We start from the raw sequence: 21,772 nt of genomic DNA, 5'->3' as shown, positions 1-21,772 counted from the left end.
CCATGACCAAAAGAACAAAAATTATTATCGGTGTTTTTATCTTGCTTATTGTAGCATTACTTGCAGGATCTAAAATGGGATTGTTTGGAAAAAAAGGCAATTTCAAAGAAGTAAATGCAAAAAAAGTTGCTTTGGTTGATATTGTTGAAACCGTATCAGCAACTGGTAAAATTCAGCCTGAAGTTGAAGTGAAGATTTCAAGTGAGGTTTCTGGAGAGATTATTGAGCTCCCATTTAAAGAAGGTCAACAAGTCAAAAAAGGCGAGCTTTTGGTAAAAGTAAATCCAGATTTAATTCAATCTGCTGTAAGTCGTTCACAAGCGTCATACCAAAATGTAAGAGCAGGATTAGATCAAGCAGAAGCCTCATTAAGAGAGGCCAAAGCTAATTATGATAGAAATAAATCACTTTTCGAAAGAGGAGTGATTTCTAAAGCAGATTGGGATCGTTCGGTTGCCAGTTACGAAACCGCTCAGGCTTCAAGAAATTCAGCTTACTATAGTGTACAAAGTGCAGCTGCTACTGTTAATGAAGCTCAGGATAACTTGAGTCGAACAACAATTTATGCGCCAATGAGCGGAACCATCTCATTACTGAGTGTAGAATTGGGCGAACGTGTTGTTGGAACACAACAAATGGCGGGTACAGAAATTCTAAGAGTCGCCAATCTCAATAATATGGAAGTTGAGGTAGATGTTAACGAAAATGATATTGTTAAGGTGCAAATTGGCGATTCAACAATTGTTGAAGTCGATGCGTATTTAAAAAAGGAATTTAAAGGAATTGTAACTGAAATCGCCAACTCGGCAGCAGGCGCTTTAACTGCAGATCAAGTCACTAATTTTAAAGTAAAGGTTAGAATTTTAGAAGAGTCGTATGCTGATATCATGGAAGGTAAACCTGAAAATTTTTCACCTTTTAGACCAGGTATGACGGCAACTGTTGATATTATAACCGATAAGAGAGATAAGTCTGTAGCTGTTCCAATCAGCTCAATAGTTATTAAAACAGATACCTCTTCAGCTAAGAAAGACTATACAAAAGTTGGTGCAGAAGAGATTAAGCCTGAAAATGAAGAAAAATTTGAATGTGTATTTGTAAATGCTAATGGTGTTGCCAAATTACGTGTCGTAACCACTGGTATTCAGGATGATACTAATATTGAAATTATTTCAGGCTTGAGTGAAGGTGACGAAATTATCACAGGACCATATAATGTGGTTTCAAAGACTTTAAAATCAGGTGATAAAATTGAACTTAAAAGTACCAGTACAACTAAAACCAGCACAAATGAAGACTAAGTTCCTCCTCCTTTTTAGTGTGGCATTTTTGACTTGTACTTTAGGCTTTTCACAAAAAAAGCAACTGTGGGCTAAGTCCTATATTAATAAGAAAGCACCAAGTATTTCTGCAGTTAAATGGCTTACTGAACAACCAGAATTAAAAGGAAAATTTATACTACTAGACTTTTGGGCAACCTGGTGTAAGCCCTGTAAAGATGGTATTCCGCATATGAATGAATTTAGCAAAGAATTTAAAGACGCTTTGGTTGTTGTTGGTATTAGTGCCGAAACCGAAGCCAAAGTAAAAAGCATGAAGACGCCTGTTATGGATTACTACAGTGCTTTAGATACAAGTTCTGCTTTAAATACAGCCTATGGCATTCAAGGGATTCCACATGTGGTGCTTATTGATCCTAATGGTATTGTGCGTTGGGAAGGCTTTCCTAGTTTACCAGGTCACGAACTAACATCTGAAGTTATCAAAGCTATTGTAGAAAAATATAATCAGTAATAGTTATGGCTTTTATACTAAGTATAGAAACATCTACAACGAATTGCTCAGTCTCTCTTTCAAAACAAGGAGAGACTTTAGTTTTAAAGGAAGTTAATAATGTCAATTATTCGCATGCAGAATCCTTACATGTTTTTATTGCGGAGATATTACAAACAGCAGGTATCGAAAAAACCGATTTAAGTGCTGTTGCAGTAAGTAAAGGTCCTGGGTCTTATACAGGATTACGTATTGGTGTTTCGGCAGCAAAAGGCTTGAGTTACGCACTTGAAATTCCTTTAATAGCTGTATCAACACTTGAAGCTTTGGCGCATCAGCTAGGCATCGAAGCAGGAGTGATTGTTTCAATGCTCGATGCTCGACGTTTGGAAGTCTATTCGGCAATTTATGATAAGAACCATGAGCTTATTAGAGGCATTGAAGCACAAATTTTAAATACACAGTCGTTTGAAGCTTATTTAGAGAAAGGAAAGGTGCATTTTATTGGAAATGGTGTTGAAAAAACCAAGCAACTTATTCAACATTCTAATGCGGTCTTTGTAGATGGTAAACTACCATCAGCTAATGAAATGAGTGCTTTGGCTTATGCTAAGTATAAAAAAAGCGACATCGAAGATGTCGCCTATTTTGAACCTTTTTATTTAAAAGATTTTATTGCGTTAAAACCAAAGTCTTAACCTTCTTTTTGTATTTCGACAGCATGCGGATAAGGAATCTCAATACCAGCAGCATCAAGCGCTTCTTTAGTTTGCTCAGTAACATCAAAATAAACAGCCCAATAGTCTTCTGCATTACACCAAGGTCTAACCACAAAATTTATAGAACTATCTGCTAATTCAGAAACAGCAATGGTTGGTGCAGGATCTTTCAAAACTTTTGGATGCGCAGCCAAGACTTGACTAAAAACTTCTTTTGTTTGTTTGATGTCAGAGTCATAACCAACACCAAATACTAAATCGACTCTTCGCGTTCCTTCAGTCGTATAATTGATAATGTTTCCATTAGAAAGAGCGGCGTTTGGTATAATAATTTCTCTGTTTGAAAGCCCCGTAAGTTTAGTAGTAAAGATTTCAATTTCTTTAACAACACCAACTTCACCTTGAGCTTCAATAAGATCTCCAATTTTTATCGGTTTAAAAATCATTAACAAGACGCCTCCGGCAAAATTGGCTAAAGAGCCTTGTAGAGCTAAGCCAACTGCTAAACCAGCAGCAGCTAATATAGCTGCAAAAGACGTAGTTTCAACACCAACAGTCCCTAACACAACAATAATTAAAACAATTTTTAATGTCCAGCCTAAGAGGTTTAGCAAGAATTTTTTAAGACTGGGATCGTAGTCCCGTTTATCCATGGTCTTTCTTAGTCCTTTGATTAAAGATTTAATAATCCATGAACCAATAATCCAAATAGCAATCGCAGCCAATACTTTTGGTCCAAAATCAATAATAAGGTCATAGCCTTTGTCAATCCATTTTTGTAAATCCATAATGTGGTTTTTAATTAGAGTATAATATTAATAAAAAAAACCCGAATGATTTACTGGAAATCATTCGGGTTTTAGTGATAAAGTCGTCTTTTATAAGGTACTCATGTAATTAAGTAACTGGACTAAATCTTCTTGTTTTGATGTTTTAATTTTATTGGATTTAATAAAATTTAAAATGTCTTTTGAGTGTTCTGGAAATAAATTAGCCACATCTTTTTTATTGCTTGGTATTTCAACCGCAACACCACTACTGTTTAGAGTAAAGTATAAATCGCTTTTTCTTTTATATTGAGCAGGCTTAGTTTTATCGTAGCTACTCTTAGCTTGTTTTTTTTCAGTAAAAACAATTCTTTCTTTTACCAATAGTGGTTTTTTATTATCAGAAACCACAACAAAATAACCTTTCATGTTGTTATTAGTGTCTGGGTCTATGTAATTATAAGCTCTATACGATTTATTATCTTTAGTAAATGTGATAGTGACATTTGATAAATCTTTATTGAGAGCTTCTAGATCACCATTGCTTCTTTCTATTTCAATAACATCATTAAAGGCGTTATACCTTAAGTTGTATATTTTACTTTGTTCATCAATAGATATCTTCCCTGGCATAAACTCATTAACGATATAAGGTGTTCCTTTTATAGAGTTATCATTCATATCGAATGAATAAATCATTCCCGGAGAAGTTAAATTTTGTCTCGCTGCATCTTGTGCAAATACATTAAACGACATTAGTGTTATAATAGCCGTAAAAAAAATTGATTTCATCATAATTAGTGTTTTTTTAACAAATACTTCAATAAACATGCCAATATTAAAGTGATTTGGGATTGTTTTGCATTTATTTTATTTCAAAAGTTAATTTCAAATTCACTCTAAATTCTGTAACTGCATTATCCTTTACAATTGCACTTTGATCTTTTACATAAACAGAGCGTATGTTTTTTACAGTTTTTGATGCTTCTTTAACTGCTTTTTTTGTTGCGTCTTCCCAGCTTTTATCAGAATTAGACAAGACTTCTATTACTTTTAATACTGCCATTTTAAATGTTTTTTTTTAGTTCCTATAAATATATGAAATTCTTAATCAGCATTATGATATTGTTGAATATTAATAAAAATTTAAGAATTGCCTTACTTTTTTTTGTTTTTTAACTTTTTATTTAGTTATTTCATACTAATAATCACTAACCTCAACATTTATGCTAAACCTCTACAAGTGGAAAGCTGTTTTCTCATTGGCTTTCATGTTCCTGTTCTTTTCATTTAGTTATTCTCAAGACAACTTATTATTAGATAAATACCATATTTGGATTAAGGGTAATAATGATACGAAAGAAATATTTAATAACAACCCTGTTGTGGAACTCGATGAAGATTTGAGTTTTACAAATAAGTTAGCTAAAAAGTCGACATTCTTTTTTGTTTATAAAAATGATTCTGTCAATTCAAGTAATATCGCGCGTTTAAAATATGGAAATCATAATGTGGAAATCACTACTGAAGGGCTTGTGAAAAATGGCAAAAAAGTGCTTGAGGTCAAAAACAAACCTCATGGGCAAATAGTCACGTATAGTTTTCATGACCCAAGAGTTAATCTGTCTTCTAAAAATGAAATTATAATTTATAAGCCAAAAGCAATGGACAATAATTTTCAATTTTTAGAAATTATTGTTGTACCAGAACGCTTATCTAATAGAGAGATTAGGAAAATAGAAACCTATTTGTCTATAAAATTTGGAATCTCCCTTACACAAGAACAAGATTATTTAGGACGTCATAATGATACTATATGGAATGTTTCTAAGTCTGAAAAATTCACTAATAGAGTTACAGGTATTGGCTTTAATATAGACAATGGGACCAACCAAAAGTATTCAGGTAATTCGCAAGGAGATGGATTGGTTATTGGATTTTCTAATGATCAAAATAAATCAAACACCACAATCGAATATTTACTTTGGGGTGATGATAACGGGACGGTAAAAATAGATGGAGATCAAAAAGGGTCTAATTTTATAGAGAGATCTTGGAAATATGCTTATACAATTGTTAATGATGAGGTTTCGGTTGAATCTCCATCTGTAGATATAAGTTTTGATTTGTCGTCATCAAATCTAAAGTCACTACAAGGAAATGAGAAGTTATATTTGGCACTTTCAGATCGCATAGAAGCTTTTGATGTAGATAATTTAGATGCGATAGAATTACATGAACCGTCACAAAGAGACTCTTTGTTTATAAACTTTAAAGGAATTAAACTTCAAAAAAACGGCTATTTTAAGCTGCTAAAAATTGATGATTTAAATATGAAATTTACAGAAGCTATCGTCTGTAATTCATCATCAGAATTTAAGTTTGATATTTCAGGAGGTGTAGAGCCGTATAGGATTCAATTGATTAATCTTGAGACAAATGCTGAAGAAAATTATAGTGTGACAGATAAGGTTTTTACTAAAACATTTGAAAATTTTGGAGATTTTGAGGTTGTAGTAAAAGATAAGTTTAATCAATTAATTTCTGATGTCATCAACGTTAAAAATTCACAAATTAAAGTAGATATGCTCTCACAAATTGAAATTAACAAAGATGAATATAGGATGTTATCGCCTACAATTACGTCTACTACAGATTTATCAAACTTGAATTATAAATGGTATTTTGAAGAGCACTTAATTGCTGAAACTAAAGATGTTATAGTTGCCGAAGAAGGAACATACAATTTGAATATATCTTCTGAGAGTTTTAATTGTGATTTCCCGGTGATTGTAGAATACAAAAAAATCGATACTACTACCAGCTCAGAAATTAATTTGACGCCTAACCCAATAAATGCAGGGGAAAATCTAAACATCAATTTTAGTTTTAACAATGCTCAAAATTTAAAAATTACACTGTTTGATGTCAATGGTAAGTTAATTCACAATGAAAATTTGCAAAATGTAAAAACATCAACCTTTCGAAAACAGATTGTAAATAGCGGAATTTATTTCATAAACGTAGAATATTCTCAACAAACCCAAACCTTTAAACTTATCGTAAAATAAAACTACATGAAAATAATTACTTCAAGCTCCGACTTAAACAATAAGAATTTTTACAAAGGTTTCAAAAAAGTTTTTATTTGCCTATTTATCACATTCGGTCTTTACCTTTCTTATATCCAGGAAAGTGAAGTTGTTTATAATGATGAAAAAGTCTTGTCACTTTATAAGGCCCCACCGATAAGTAACGAAAATAAAGTTAATGTATTAATGGCTGATACATTATTAAAAAGTGCTTATAAAGCTGTAAAGAAAAAACCATCTCCAGTTGTAAAACCTTACAAGCGAACTATAAGTTCTGAAAATAATTTTAAAATTGAAACTGTTTTTAGTGCCGACTTACCGATTGGAAACATAGAAGTTGACACAATTACAAAAATTGATAACCCCAAAGACAATTATTTTAATGTAATTATTCCCGATAATTTTGGTTTAAGAGATAAGAAAATAGTTTTGGAATATGAGATGTATGGTTTAGATGAGAACTCGACGCCTTCAAAAAGTATTAATCACCAATGGGTTTATGGCGGTTATATGGTTAAAACATCAAACCAATGGGTGAAAAAAAGAGAAGAAATTGATTGTAAATGGATGCGTACAGGAGACAACTCTATATTTTTTACGCTTCCACCCAATGCAGATTATCACTATAAAATTAGGAATGTAAAAATAAAAACCGAAGCCTCTAGTATTACTAAAAATGATTTTACCGACATTGTTCTTACTAATAAAAATTATGATTTAACTAAATCTGGGAAACGCTATGTTGTTGGCTTTTTACGAGGCTTTGCAAAAGATTTTAAAGTGTTTGCTAATAAGCAAGAATTGAAATTGCATGAAAATGTATTTGAAGGCTTTATTGATGTAGATCACAATTCAAACATAACTATAGAATTATTTGGTGATAACGGCCTAAGAAAAATTAAGGAAAAGCAAATTAGAGTAGAAAGCATTGAAGCTGATAATTTTAGTACAATTGAGTTAGAAAAACGTTCTTTAATTCAGAAATTTGAAGCGTATAAAAAATCCTCTCTACAAATAGGGAATGCAACATTGACTTTAAATGATAGCTCGATTATTCAACCCAAAACATTAACTGCAAAAATTTTAAGAGCTATCGATTTACCAGATCTAACACCAGGTTTAATTAATGTAACCGCTGGTGGTCGTGCTTATCGATTTTTACCAGATGGTACTCAGTTTGTCAATCCTGTAACTTTGAAAATACCTTATGATTCAACAGCAATCCCTAAAGGCTACACTGAAAAAGATATTAAAACCTATTTTTTTGATACAAAAAGTAAAAGATGGCTTGTTTTAGAAAAAGAGGCTATTAACTACAATGAAAAAGTAGTCGTTTCTAAAACAACACATTTTACGGATTATATTAATGGGATTATTCAAGCTCCTGAAAGTCCTCAAACAAATGCGTTTACTTCTACTATAATGAGTAATGTCAAGCCTGCTAATCCTAGTAGCGAAATAACTATGATTTCTCCTCCAAAAGTGTCTCAAAAAGGAGATGCAAATGTTTCATTTCCTATTAAAATTCCTTCAGGTCGAAAAGGAATGCAACCGCAACTGGGCTTGCAATACAATAGTGAAAGCAGTAATGGTTGGTTAGGCATTGGCTGGAATTTAAACACTCCTGCTATTACAATCGATACACGATGGGGTGTACCATTATTTAATACCTCAAAGGAATCAGAGTTATATATGCTCAATGGGGAACAATTAATGTATCCTAAGATAGAAAATAGTGAAGGCGCTAAAGTAGATTGGATGCCTAATAGACATTATGATGCATCATCACAGTCTGGGATTTATTCAACGGTTGAAAGAGATAGAATTGCTAATGCAATTTTTACTCCGAGAAAACAAGGAAGTTTTTCTAAAATAGAGCGTTTAGGAAACAACCCTAGTAACTATTACTGGAAAGTAACCACATCTGATGGAACAATTTTTTGGTATGGTGGAAAATCTAATGTCGTGAATAACAGTGTTATTAAAGACGATAGCGGAAATATTGTTCATTGGGGATTATTTATGGTTGAAGATGTATATAAAAATAATGTCAAATATGAATATAGTAATTATGTTGCTTTTGGTTATAACGGAGCTAATGCCAATCTAAATGGAGGAAGAGTTTTTAGAATAGCAAATATTTATTATACAGGTTATGCCGAAAATAATGGCCTATATAGAGTAGAATTTGTTTCTAATAGTTCAACAGGAAATTTACGTCAAGATCCAATCATTGATGCACGATTAGGTGTAAAACGTGTTGTTCCAGGTGTTTTAAGTGAAATTAGAGTCTATGACGATGGAGACTTGATTAGATACTATGCTCTAAAATATGGCTCAAGCGTATTTTTTAAATCTAGATTAAATAGCATAGCCGAACGGGATGCAAATAATGTTGAGTTCTATGAATATGAATTTGACTATTACAACGATATTGGTAGAAACAAATTTATGTTTAATCCACCCAAATCTATCAATGTTCCTAATTTTTCAGCAAACTATACACTTGGTTTTGGGAATGCTTTAGGTACTTCAAGAATAAATTCTAGTGAAAGCACCGAGTTGAGCTGGGATGCTAGAATAGCTGCAGGAATAAGTTTGTTTTATGTTGGAAATAACCCAGGGTGGGTTTTTACAGCTGGAGCAGTTTTTGGAGAAAATTATACCAATAGTAAAGGTAAGATTGCCATGGTTGATATGGATGGAAACGGATTGGATGATATTCTATATCGATCGGGTAATAAACTTAAATACCTACCTCATATTGTCGACCAAAATGGCGATCATATCATTATTGACGAAGAAAAAACAGTGCTAAACATTAATAATTATCAAAAAACAAAAGGCAAAACAGTAACTGTCGCTGGTGATTCTTACGATATGCACTTTTTAAAGTTTTATGCAGGTACTAAACGTTTTAAAACTAAAAACGAAACAGATATTTATATTACAGATGGTAATGGCGATTTATTACCAGATATAGTCAATAATAATAGTGTTTATTTCAATACAGGTCTAAATGGTGAAGGGAATAATGTTTTTGAAACCTCTAGTACCAATACACCTAACATGTTAATCACTGCAGACCCAAGTTTAATAAGCCCAGATGATGTGGAGGATATTGATCCAATTTCTGAAGAAGTTTCTACACATTATGACATAGTTAGAACTTGGATAGCACCTAGAAGCGGGTATATAAGAATTACAGATAGTGTACAATTTATGCCACAAAGTTCTAACAGTACACTAACCTATAGTATTGAATCTGAATGGTGGAGAACCAATGATAATTATAGATTGTACTTAAGAGAGTTTAATTCTTCTTTTCAGAGTGAAAATATTCTTATTACTCATGTTGATTCCTATAACCCATCTCTTGATATTTCAGATATACATGGACATGATAGTTATAATGGGCTTACAATGCAAATCAATAAAGGAGAGAAAATTTATTTTAGAGTTCATAAAAATATCGAAGGTGAAAATGATGTACTCTTAACCAATCCTACTATAAAATATGTAGCTTCTGATGGCACAGACATGACGGTTTCTAACTTTGACCAAAATAATTTGAATAGAGATAGATTTAATTACGGAGAAGATTTCCTTTTAGGAGATAATCGCGAATTAGAGCTTGAGGGGACAGGTAATATCCAAATTACATGGCCAAGTTTCACAGTCTCTAATCAATCAGACGATGTAGAATATAAAATAATTCAAAGTACAAGAGACTTGGTTTCAGGCGATGTTACTGAGAATGATATTTTTTATAAATTTTGCCCGAAAAACAGTACAACTTTCGTGTCTCAAACTGGAAGTGTGAGTAATTTTAATATCAATAGTATACCGGTTAACTCGCAAATATCATTTAGGTTTGAGGTTAATTCTGATTCTAATGTAAGATGGGAAGATACCGAATGGAAACCAAAGTTCGTTTACACGCCTGATGCAAATGCCAGTAATGATGGTATTATGGAATTTGAAAAAGAGATAGCACCAATATACTCCATCTATTATGAATATAATCCAAAAGAATATCAATTAGAGTCATATAGCAATGGGTCTGGTACTTTTGTGTATAATTTACCAAATACAAGTACAACCTACAGTGTATTACCAAATACCATATATCCAACTAATTCATCTCAAGCGCTTACAACAGAAGATTCAGGTGAGTTTTTATTCGTTGCAAAAAAGAATGGAGTTGTTATTGGTAAACGAACGGTGATGATTGATGAAGGTGTTATCAGTTTAGATAACGATACTCCTATTTCTTTTTATACGGGTAATGCGACTACAGACCCTAATGATATACTCGTAGATTTTGCATTTTATATCAAAGGAAGAAATAACCATTTACTATTTGAAAGGTATAATAATGCACTATTGGCATATACGAGTATGAACCAACATAATAAAGGGAATATCATCATTGGTCATACAGATGAATGGAATAATTTTCCAATATCTGATAACAGCCACTTTTTGAGAAGGACGGTATATTCGTGTAATGACGATTATCAACATTTAGGAAGCCTAAACAGGTCTTGGGGGCAATTCCTTTATAACGATGAATTAGATGATGACGATTCTGTACCTAATGATGCTTTTGGAAAACTTATCAATAGAGATATTGTTAATTTGCCTTCAAGTAATTCATCAGATGATATTTTGGATATTTTAGGTGTTGATTCTAATTACTGTTCAGACACCTATACTGATCAGCAAGATATAGAAGATTGTTTAATTGCTCAATTGGAAGAGTTATATGATATTCCAGATGAAGGTTCCGTAGATGAGAATACAGATTTAGAGTCACTTGTAAATACAATTTTTACCAATGTTGATATATCTGCGCTTTCAAATCTTTCCGCTTTAATGTCTATGAAGCCTTTTAGGTACGAAGAAGATAATGCTCTGAAAGAAAAATGGATAGGGTTTTCTGACAAACAATACACGACTAGAAATTCAGTGAAAAATGGCGATTTTACATTTAGTGAATTTGATGAGGTTTTTGAAAATCCAGATGATGAAGAGAGTCCGTATCTGGAAGCAGATCAAAGTACAGGTATGTACGCAATGACTCTTGTGCATAAGAGTTCTGCAAGAAGTTATTCGGCAGGTTTTGGCAGCTTGACATTTTCAGAAAGTGAATCGAGTTATAGTAATAGAATTTCTGGATTCATGGATATTAATGGTGACAGATATCCAGATTTGTTAACGTCTATTAGTGCACAGCCTACCAATATGACTGGAGGTCACACTGCAGCTGTGAATAATTATAATATTGACCCAATAAGTTCTACCGATAGTGATAATTCATCGCTATCTGTAAAACGTAGTTATCCTATTGCAGGTCGTCATAAAGCAAAAGAGTCTAAGTCTGATACGGGTGATCCTAAGTATCATGCAGGTATAGGACTAAGTGCAAATTTGGGCGGAGAGAATAAAGAAAAAAGCTCATTTATTGATCTTAATGGAGATGGTCTTTTAGATAGAGTTACACATAATGGTAGTACATTTAAATACAGACTTAATACGGGAAGTGGATTCTCCAATACTCAGGATGATTTTGCATTGTATAATTCTATAGAAACACACCCAAATTCACTTAGTGCTAGTGCAAGTATTTCTGCTAATTTAAACCTAGGGAATGTGCCTTTTTCTGTATCATTAGGCTATTCTTCTACGGGATCTAATACCGATATATCGCTTCAAGATATGAACGGCGATGGCTTAATTGATCTATTGGTTTTTAATAACAGTAATAACGCCAAAGTTTATTTTAACGTAGGTAATAAGTTCTTAAATTCTCCAGTATCACTTACCTATGCAAATAATAGTTATGTTAGTCTGTTTGATGATGGAAAAACAACGAGCGCATCATTAGCTGGAAGCTTAAGTTATTTCTATGGTTGGTCTGTTTGTTGTCCATTACCATTCCCTCCATTTTATTGGCCAATTATTTTTGTTAAGGTTGGTGGAAGCGCTGGCGGAAGTGCAAGTTTATCTGTCTCTGAAACGGAAAGACAATTTAGTGACTTTAACAATGATGGTTATGCCGATTATGTTAAAAAAGACGGAAGAGACTTAAAAGTTTATTATTCTAAAATAGGTAGAACAGACAAATTAAAGACGGTGTCTAATCCATTAGGAGGACTATTTACCATAGACTACAAAAATAAAAGTGTAGATTACAATAATCCAACATCAAAATGGGTGATGAGTAGTGTTCTTGTTGATGATGGGCGAGATATTGCATTAGATGGTAAAGATATTTACAGAATGGATTTTGAATATGATAATGGATACTATGACCGAAGGGAACGCACTTTTTATGGCTACGAAACTGTAAAAACAAAAGAGTTTATTAATGGCGATACAGACTATCCGACCTTATATCGAACGTCTATTTCTAAGTATCACAATAAGAGTTACTTCCTTCAAGGGTTGGCAATAGAGTCAAGAATGGAAAGAGCAGATGGTGGTTCAAGCAATACCTATTCCATTACGCAAAACACCTATGAACTTTACAAGGTTAATCCAGATGGAACTATAGATCTGGATAGTCCTGTTGATTTAGATTATGATATTGGTGGTACTGAAGGAAGACGTCAAGCGGCTCCATTGTTAACAGAAGCTTTAACAGAGCTTAAAGAGTTTGCTACGTCTTCAATTATAAGTAAGGTTAATATGCAATATGATGAATATGGACGTGTTATTAATTTTATTGATCATGGTGATTTAGCGATTGAAGACGACGATTATCATACAACTATAAGCTATCACGATTTGAATAATAATATTTTAAACGTGCCACGAGAGATGATTATTTATAAGGGTAATAATGGCACTTCTAATGTAATTAGAAGAAGATCAACTCAAGTTGAAAATTCAAATACCGGAAATATCACAAGTGTTAGAGCTTGGCTAAATGACTCTGATTATTCTGAATCTAAAATGGAGTATAATGATTATGGTAATTTAGTTGTTATGACTTATCCAAAAAATTATAATGGTCAGTCACTGAGTTATAAATACACCTACGATGATTTATATAATAAATATATTGTTAATACCTTAGATGCATTTGGATACAGTTCAAAAAATACCTACGACTCCAAATTTGATGTAGTACTAAAATCAATAGATATAACAGGTAATAAAATTGATTATAATTATGATTCCTTTGGAAGATTGGTGTCTATTGTAGCACCCAAAGAATCTGCAAATTCAAATGCATATACGGTAGGGTTTCAATATATGCCAACTTATAGTCATTTAGTAAATAATGGTTACAGTGGTTGCGTGAGTGAAGAAGATTTTGTTCCTGTAGCTGTTACAAAGAGATATGATGCGTTACACCCAACTAATCCTTTAGAGACTATTACTATTGTAGATGGTCTGTCTAGACCTATACAAATTAAAAAAGATGTCGTGCTAAATGTAGGTACACCAAATGCTCCCGAATATAAAGAGTTTATGTCGGTTTCTGGAATGGTAACATATGATGACTTTGGGAGAGTCATTAAGCAATACCATCCTAAAAAAGAAGTGAAAAATTGTTTGACTAATTTCTTAGTTAATGAAATAGATGATCCTCTATCAAACTATTATATCTTAACTCAACTTGACGAATTAGATAGACCAATTTCCTTGACAGATCAAGCAGGATTTACTAGCGATTTTCTATACGCAATTGAAAATGACGCTAACGGAAATTTAACTCAATTAACGACTTCAACTGTAGATCAAGGAACTCAAAATGTAGTTACGCACACCTACAGAGATGTAAGAGGAAGAACAACTTCAGTCAATAACCTTGGGTCAAATGGTGATATATGGACTAAGTATTCTTACAATCCAATTGGAGAATTAATTTCATATACAGATAATCAAAATATACAGGTATACATGTCTTATGATAAACTAGGAAGAAGAATATCATTAAAACATCCTGATAATGGGAATTCATTTTATAATTATGATCTTTCAGGAAACTTATTAAGATATCAAACTGCAAATTTAGGTAATACAGGCAACTTTATAGAGTATGAATATGAATTCAATAGATTAACAAAAATAGTCTTTCCTGAAATAGCTTCAGGAAATATCAGTGATGTCACATATGGCTATGGTGGACCAGATTCTGGAAATAAAACAGGGAAATTAATATATCAACAGGATGCAACTGGTACTCAGGAATTTGATTATGGTAATATGGGAGAACTTACGTATAATAAGCGAACTATTGTGGCTCCTAATTTGCCGACTAGAACGTTTGAAACCTATCACGAGTATGATAGTTTTAATAGATTGATGAAATTGGTTTATCCAGATGGAGAAAAAGTTGCCTATCGTTATGATTTAGGAGGCAATCTTAACAGTGTGGTTGGTGAGTATCAAGGTTCAGAATATCCGTATGTAAAACAAGTAGATTATGATTATTTTGGACAAAAAACATTTATATTATATGGTAATGGAACTAACAATACCTATACTTATCAACCAGAACTGAGACGATTAGATAATTTGGTCTCAAAAACAGCCGATAATAATGTAATGTTTAATAATACATATAAGTATGACAACATCGGTAATATTAAATATTTAGAAAATAATTCAGCTTATAACCCAAACAATAAACTAGGAGGCGCCTATATGCATAAATATTCATATGATAATTTAAACCGACTTGTTGATGCTGAAGGAGGGTTTAAAGGCTTTGAAGATAATACTGCAGATTATAGATTGAAAATGGAATATAATACGACGCATGGAATCACTGTAAAAAAACAGGCCCATACTCAGTCTGGTAGTACTAATGAAGATAATTCTTATGCAAATACCTATAAATATAATGAAGGGACTCATCAAGTTATAGAAATCAATAATGGGTCTAGTAATACGAAATACTTTAAGTATGACCTAAATGGTAATTTGATAAATGAACTAGACTTTGATAGCAATGAACGTCGTTTTTATTGGGATGAAAGTAATAGATTGAGGGTCGTTGCAGGCAAAGAAACAATGCATCATTATATTTACGATGCCACAGGTGAACGTACTTTAAAATCGTCATCTTCTCTCGAAGAAGTGTATAACAATGGTCAGCCAGTCAACACAAATAGTACAAACTTTGATAATTATACCACCTATGCGAGTCCCTATTTAGTTATTGATGCTAATCAGAGATATAGTAAACATTATTTTATGGGATCTCAACGTATTGTAAGCAAACTTGGTGAACAAGATATCGAGATCTTCAATAGTGAAAACCCACGATTGGCTTTAGCAGGGAAAAGAAATGATTCTGAGTCAAGAGTATCAATGGATGAAATTCGACAGCGACAAATTTCAGATTTACGTTTGATATTAGAAAAAGCTGATTTAGGTACTCCAAACTTTAAAGACTATGAAGTCCATTCAGATAGTTTATCTAAGAATGAAGCCCGAGCACCACAAAATTATGGCATGTATTTCTTTCATCCTGATCACTTAGGAACAGGGACCTATCTTACTGATATGTCTGGAAATCCATACCAGTTTTTCATTAACTTGCCTTTTGGAGAAACCATGTATGAACAACATAGTTATGCCGAAGATTATATTAATTCTTATAAATTTAATGGTAAGGAATTAGATGATGAAACAAATTTATATTACTATGGTGCACGTTACTATGATCCATCTACTAGCATTTGGTTAAGTGTTGATCCTATTGCCTTATGGAACCCAATACAAGAAGTTGAGCACTACATAGAAGGTCAACATAATCAAGGTGTTTATAATAGTAAAAACTTAAATGTTTATGGTTATACTTATCAAAATCCAATAAAATATATAGATCCAAATGGTAAGCAGGTTGATGTCGTATTGTTGAAACCTGGAACAGATGATACAATTATTAGTGGTGCATCTAATATTACTAGTCTACCAAACACATTGCAAATAGTTGCTCATGGAACCCCTAATTATTTTAGAAACGTAGATGATAAAGGCAACAAAACAAACAAGATTGATGGGCCAATTACGTTTAATAAAGCTATGAAAAATAATGATGAATGGAATAATAATAAAGATAAAAAAGGGTTTACAGTTATAATTTATTCTTGTAGAACAGGAAGTTTAATTGCATCGAAAACAGGTAAAAGTTCAGTTGTTAAGAGGATTTCCGAAGCATACCCTAATGTGTCCTTTATTGCTCCATCATTATATGGTTGGTTTAGTCCTAGTGGATTAAGCGGTTCTTATGGTAAAAAGAAAGGGAAAGACGGAAAAGATATTATTGATAAAGATAACCCAGGGTATTGGTTTGTTTATAAAGCAGGTGAAATAGTTGAGGTATATGATGCAACTTGGACACCTGGTACTGATCCTGTAATAACAAAGTGGTTTGGTCTATGGGTTGAACATGATCATACTGTGGATAAGTCAGAACTTACTAAAGAAGAATTAGGTGGTAGCGAGAAAACTGAAACTGATAGTGAAGAAAAAGATGATAAGAAAAAGTCATAGCTTGTTATTAATTGTAATATTATTAATTACTGGCTGTGACAAAAGAAAGCCAGATGTAATCGATGATAGTGAAACGAATATGTATAATTTAAACGAATTAAGGCAGGAAGTTTATTTAAAGGGTAACATAGAATCCTATAATTCTTTAAAAGAAATTTATTTAAATAATGTAGAATCTGATTTTTTGCCTTATGCCATGATTATGGCAAATAAATTTAATAATACAAATGCGTCTTATGATACGTTTGAATTATTGATTAGTATAGATGGCTGTTCAATAGACTATAATTTATCATGTGTTGATGAAAGTACTCGGGATTTAGCATTATCCTATTTAGTAAATGCCATTAACAAAGGACACAAAGTCGCTTCAGAGATACTTATAGAGTTCTATTCCAAAGATAAATCTTATCCAATAGGTAATTTATATTTAGACAAAAATTTAATGAATAAAGCTAAATCAAATATTATTGATAAATAAGGTTGTTGTGATACTACCCATTTATAGCCTCAACCGTCTCAACATGACCTTTAAGCATTTCCTTAAGCATGTTTTCTATACCGTTTTTAAGGGTAAATGTTGAAGACGGGCAACCACTACAGGCGCCTTGTAAGATTACTTTTACCTTTTTTTCTTGGGCATCATAAGATTGAAATTCAATATTACCACCATCACTCGCTACTGCGGGTTTTACGTATTCTTCTAAAATATTGATGATTTCTTTTGAAATGTCATCTCTTTGCTCAAATTCACTGTCAATATAAGCTTCCGTTTTAGCTACTTGTTTTGGTGCATTGGCACTAATGATGTCTTTACCATTTTCAATATAAATTCTGATAAATTCTCTAAGCTCCATGGTAATGTCATTCCATTCAGCAATATCAAACTTGGTTATAGACACAAAGTTTTCATCAATAAATACACTTTTAACAAAAGGAAAATGGAATAATTCTGCAGCTAAAGGCGCATATTTTGTGTCATCAATCGACGTAAATTCATGTGAATGAGTGACGAGTTTTTTATTCGCTACAAATTTTAAAACCGAAGGGTTCGGCGTGCTTTCGGCATACACCGTCACAGGAACTTTCTTCCTGTCTTCTGAAGACGTTACAACGAGTCCGCCAGAATTTAAATAGTCTTCAATTTGTTTAGACACCTCTTCCTGAACATCTTTCCATTCAACAATATTATAACGTTCAATGGCAACAAAATTATTGGAAATATATACCTTCTTTACAAAAGGTAAATAAAATAGCTGTTGTGCTAAAGGAGATGATTTAGCCTCATCGATGTTGTTAAACTCAAAACTTTCATGTTTGGTAATAAAACTATCGGCTTCAAATTTTAAAATCGTCGGATTTGAAGTTTCTATAATTGAGATGGAATATGTCATTATATTTCTTTTTGCAAAAATAAGTAACTCAAAACTCAAAACATATCTTTTAAGAATTTCATAACTATTAAAATTTTTAAAGCATCATAAAATAAGCCAAAAACTGAAATGTTTTGCAAAATCATGCTAGGGGTTTTAAGTGTTAAACTGTTATTTTTAAAACGATTTAGAAGTCGTAATTATTTAATTTTTACTAAATTTCGCACTTATTATAAAAAACCTCTACTTATAACTAAATTTCTAACTGCTTTTTATAATAATAAAAGCTTATAAGGTTATTATCCTTAGTTAAATAGATTTTTGTTCAAGAAGGTAAGTTTAATAATAAGTTTAAAACTATTTTAAACGCTATGAAGAAGCTCTACATTCTTTTATTGACACTAGTATCTTTTAATGCCTTAGCGCAGGATTTAAACATGCAGGATGGTACGTTTAACAGATGTGCACCCGATAAATTCTACGATTCAGGAGGACCAAGTGGCGATTATTCAGATGGTGAAAACCTTGTCACAACCATTTGTCCACAAAATGCAGACGAGTTTATTATTTTAGAATTCCTTTCATTTAGTACACAACTTAATGTTGATGTAATGACTATTTATGATGGAGATGATACAACTGCTCCAGTCATAGGTACTTATAATGGTGCAAATAATCCAGGAACTGTAATCGCTTCAGATCCTACTATAAATCCAAGTGGCTGTATTACCATACAATTTGTAACCGATGCTGCTGCAGGAACAGCAACAACAGGATGGGAAGCTGATATTATTTGTGCAGTACCTTGTCAAAATATTTTTCCAACAATCGATAGCACCACTCCCGAAACTAATTCGGCGGGCACCATTTTAGTTAATGCTGGAGAACAGGTTGATTTTAATGGTAGTGCCACATTTTCTACAGATGGAACAGGCGCTACTTACGAATGGAATTTTGGTGATACTAATACAGCTTTAGGGCAATCTGTATCTCATACATATGCAGCTCCAGGAACTTATCAAGTGACATTCACCGTCACCGATACTAATCCAATTGGTTGTTCATTTGGAAGGGTAATAACCGTAATTGTACTTGGTGAAAATATTGTTGTAGATCAAGATACTTATACCGTAGAACAATTGGTGTTAGATGTGTTGATTGATAGTCCTTGTGCTGAGATTAGCAATATTTCATGGTCTACGGGAACTGATTTTAACGATGACAACGGAATTGGGTACTTTGCTAACGACGGAAGTCTGTTCCCATTTACAGACGGTTTGTTACTAACGTCTGGTGATGCAAGTCGAGCAAGAGGGCCAAATGATAATGCTTTGAGTGATGGTGGATTTGGTTGGCCAGGAGATGCCGAACTAGATGCTGAAGTTGGTATTAATTCAAATAATGCTACCATCATACAATTTGACTTTGTGCCTTTGGCCGATAGTATTAGTTTTGATTTTTTAATGGCTTCGGAAGAATATAATGGAAGCACTGGCGGAACTTTTGAATGTACCTTTTCTGATGCTTTTGCTTTTTTATTAACAGACTCTAATAATAATACAACGAACCTTGCTGTATTACCAGGAACGACGACTCCAATCTTGGTGACTAATATTCATCCTCAAAACCCTGGATGTGCTGCCATTAATGAAGAATATTTTGGGGGTTACACTAATAATGACTTAGATGGAGATCCAAATGATATAGACCCTCCAATGAGTTTTGATGGTAGAACAACTGTTTTTACAGCTCAGTCTCCAGTGATTCCAGGAGAAACCTATACGATTAAACTCGTTATTGCGGATGCTTCAGATACATCATTAGATTCTGGTGTTTTTATTGAAGCAGGAAGTTTTAATTTAGGAGGTGATTTAGGAGATGACATCACAATTGCTGCAGGAACAGCAGAGTGTGGTGGTGAAACTATTGTTTTAGATACTCAAGCACCAGCTGCAAATCATGTATGGTATCTCGACGGAACTGTGATTCCAGGAGAAACAGGATCTACTCTAAATGTTACTGAAGAAGGTGTTTATTCTGTGGATGTTGTATTCTCAGGGTCATGCCAAGCTTCCGATTCTGTTTTTGTTGAATTTAAACCTAATGCTGAAGCAAATACACCTCCAGATTTATCAATTTGTAGTTTTTCAGGTGTAGGCGATTTTACGTTAACAGATAATGACGATGCTATTTTAGGAACTCAGGATCCAGCAGATTATATTATTTCTTATCACTTAACAGAACAAGATGCCATAGACAATGTTAATCCATTGCTTAGTCCGTATACCAATGTGTCAAACCCGCAAACTATTCATGTACGTATTGCCGAAAACACCCAGGAATGTTTTGATTTAACGTCATTCGATCTGGTTTTTACTGATCTTACCATCAATACAGCTGTAACTCCAATCAACGAATGTGATGATAATAATGACGGTATTGCATCGTTTATGCTAAGCGATAGAAACGCCGAAGCTATTGGCGCTCTTGATGCATCTACTGTTACCGTGACGTATCATTTCTCTCAGGGCGATGCTGATAATGGTGTTAATCCATTACCAATTCCGTATACAAATGCTTTAGCCAACAACCAAACAGTGTATATTCGTGTTGAAGCTAATACTGATTCTGGTTGTTATAATACCACAACTTTAGATTTAATTGTTACACCTGTTCCGGTTCCGGTAACCCCAACAGCAATTGAAGTTTGTGATGACGATAATGATGGTTTTGCGATGTTCGATTTAACATCTCGTGATGCTGAAATATTAAACGGGCAAACTAATATGACCGTAACCTATCATGAAACTCAAGCTGATGCTGATAATGGTGTAAACGCTCAATCAAGTCCTTACAGTAATATCTCTCCTAATACACAAACACTTTTTGTGCGATTAGAGGCTGATGATTCAGACTGCTATGATACTGTTGAATTGGTTTTATTGGTTCACCCTATTCCGGCTGTTGGTACAATTTCTAATTATGAATTGTGTGATTATAATAATTCAGGTGACGACATAGAAACCTTTGATTTATCAACCAGAGATATCGAAGCTATAAATGGACAAACAGGTGTCACTGTATCCTATCACGAAACCCAAGCAGATGCCGAAAATGGGACCAATTCATTATTAAACCTTTACAATAATACAAGTAACCCACAAACCATATTTGTTAATATAACTAACACCACAACAAATTGTACCAATGTTGGTAGTTTCCAACTCATAGTCAATCCATTACCAGCTCTAGTTGTTCCAACGGCCTTAGAAGTTTGTGATGACGCTACTCCAGATGGCATTACCAGTATTGATTTAAGTTTAAAAAACGTAGAGGTTACAGGAAACAATCCGGATTATTCGGTGAGTTATCATTTAACTCAGGGTGATGCAGATTCAAATACAAACCCATTACCAATTCCGTATACTAATACCTCTAATGGCCAAATCGTCATTGTACGTGTTCAGGATATCAACACGGGATGTTATGATACTACGACTTTAGAATTAGTTGTAGAGCAGGCACCAATA

Annotated in this window: 11 protein-coding genes; 7 read left to right on the top strand and 4 right to left on the bottom strand. The window is 33.2% G+C overall.

Annotated features, from left to right (window positions below; all coding sequences use genetic code 11):
* Positions 1-2 precede the first annotated feature (2 nt).
* The 3 genes from N4270_RS04000 to tsaB are packed head-to-tail and all read left to right on the top strand — an operon-like array spanning position 3 to position 2,471.
* Positions 3-1,301, top strand: coding sequence for an efflux RND transporter periplasmic adaptor subunit (locus N4270_RS04000; protein WP_260095583.1), 1,299 nt, complete (start codon positions 3-5; stop codon positions 1,299-1,301).
* A complete protein-coding gene (locus tag N4270_RS03995) occupies positions 1,291-1,794 on the top strand; it encodes a TlpA disulfide reductase family protein (protein ID WP_260095582.1) in 504 nt (167 codons plus the stop codon). Before N4270_RS04000 ends, N4270_RS03995 begins: the two co-directional genes overlap by 11 nt.
* A gap of 5 nt (positions 1,795-1,799) precedes the next feature.
* Positions 1,800-2,471 carry a tRNA (adenosine(37)-N6)-threonylcarbamoyltransferase complex dimerization subunit type 1 TsaB gene (gene tsaB, locus N4270_RS03990; protein ID WP_260095580.1) on the top strand — a complete coding sequence of 224 codons (672 nt, stop codon included), beginning with the start codon at positions 1,800-1,802 and terminating at the stop codon, positions 2,469-2,471.
* Here tsaB and N4270_RS03985 read toward each other — a convergent pair.
* The 3 genes from N4270_RS03985 to N4270_RS03975 form a co-directional block, all read right to left on the bottom strand.
* Positions 2,468-3,280 (bottom strand): mechanosensitive ion channel family protein, encoded by an 813-nt coding sequence (locus tag N4270_RS03985; protein ID WP_260095579.1) that lies wholly within the window; start codon positions 3,278-3,280, stop codon positions 2,468-2,470. The genes tsaB and N4270_RS03985 overlap by 4 nt on opposite strands.
* 90 nt (positions 3,281-3,370) lie before the next feature.
* A complete protein-coding gene (locus N4270_RS03980) occupies positions 3,371-4,054 on the bottom strand; it encodes a hypothetical protein (protein ID WP_260095578.1) in 684 nt (227 codons plus the stop codon).
* Positions 4,055-4,124: 70 nt separating this feature from the next.
* The gene (locus N4270_RS03975; protein WP_260095577.1) at positions 4,125-4,325 is read right to left on the bottom strand and encodes a dodecin family protein; all 201 of its coding nucleotides are present in this window, start codon (positions 4,323-4,325) and stop codon (positions 4,125-4,127) included.
* A 160-nt stretch (positions 4,326-4,485) separates the two neighbouring features.
* Between N4270_RS03975 and N4270_RS03970 the strand changes: the two genes are divergently transcribed.
* The 3 genes from N4270_RS03970 (at position 4,486) to N4270_RS03960 (ending at position 17,350) form a co-directional block, all read left to right on the top strand.
* Positions 4,486-6,330: a T9SS type A sorting domain-containing protein gene (locus N4270_RS03970; protein ID WP_260095576.1), complete on the top strand. Its 1,845-nt coding sequence runs from the start codon at positions 4,486-4,488 to the stop codon at positions 6,328-6,330.
* Between the two features lie 207 nt (positions 6,331-6,537).
* Positions 6,538-16,869, top strand: a complete 10,332-nt coding sequence (locus N4270_RS03965) for a SpvB/TcaC N-terminal domain-containing protein (RefSeq protein WP_260095574.1) — start codon at positions 6,538-6,540, stop codon at positions 16,867-16,869.
* Entirely contained in the window at positions 16,850-17,350 is a 501-nt protein-coding gene (locus N4270_RS03960) for a hypothetical protein (RefSeq protein WP_260095572.1), read from the top strand. The genes N4270_RS03965 and N4270_RS03960 overlap by 20 nt, the downstream gene beginning before the upstream one ends.
* Positions 17,351-17,363: 13 nt before the next feature.
* On the opposite strand, the gene N4270_RS03955 is transcribed toward N4270_RS03960, so the two are convergent.
* Complete coding sequence (locus N4270_RS03955) at positions 17,364-18,266, bottom strand: NifU family protein (protein WP_260096123.1); 903 nt, start codon at positions 18,264-18,266, stop codon at positions 17,364-17,366.
* Between the two features lie 347 nt (positions 18,267-18,613).
* On the opposite strand from N4270_RS03955, the gene N4270_RS03950 reads away from it, so the two are divergent.
* Positions 18,614-21,772 (top strand): choice-of-anchor L domain-containing protein (locus N4270_RS03950; RefSeq protein ID WP_260095571.1); only part of this gene is annotated, 3,159 nt, incomplete at its 3' end.

It is taken from the genome of Psychroserpens sp. SPM9, from assembly GCF_025153525.1.
Lineage (GTDB): Bacteria > Bacteroidota > Bacteroidia > Flavobacteriales > Flavobacteriaceae > Psychroserpens.
This window is presented reverse-complemented; position numbering and strand designations above follow the sequence as displayed.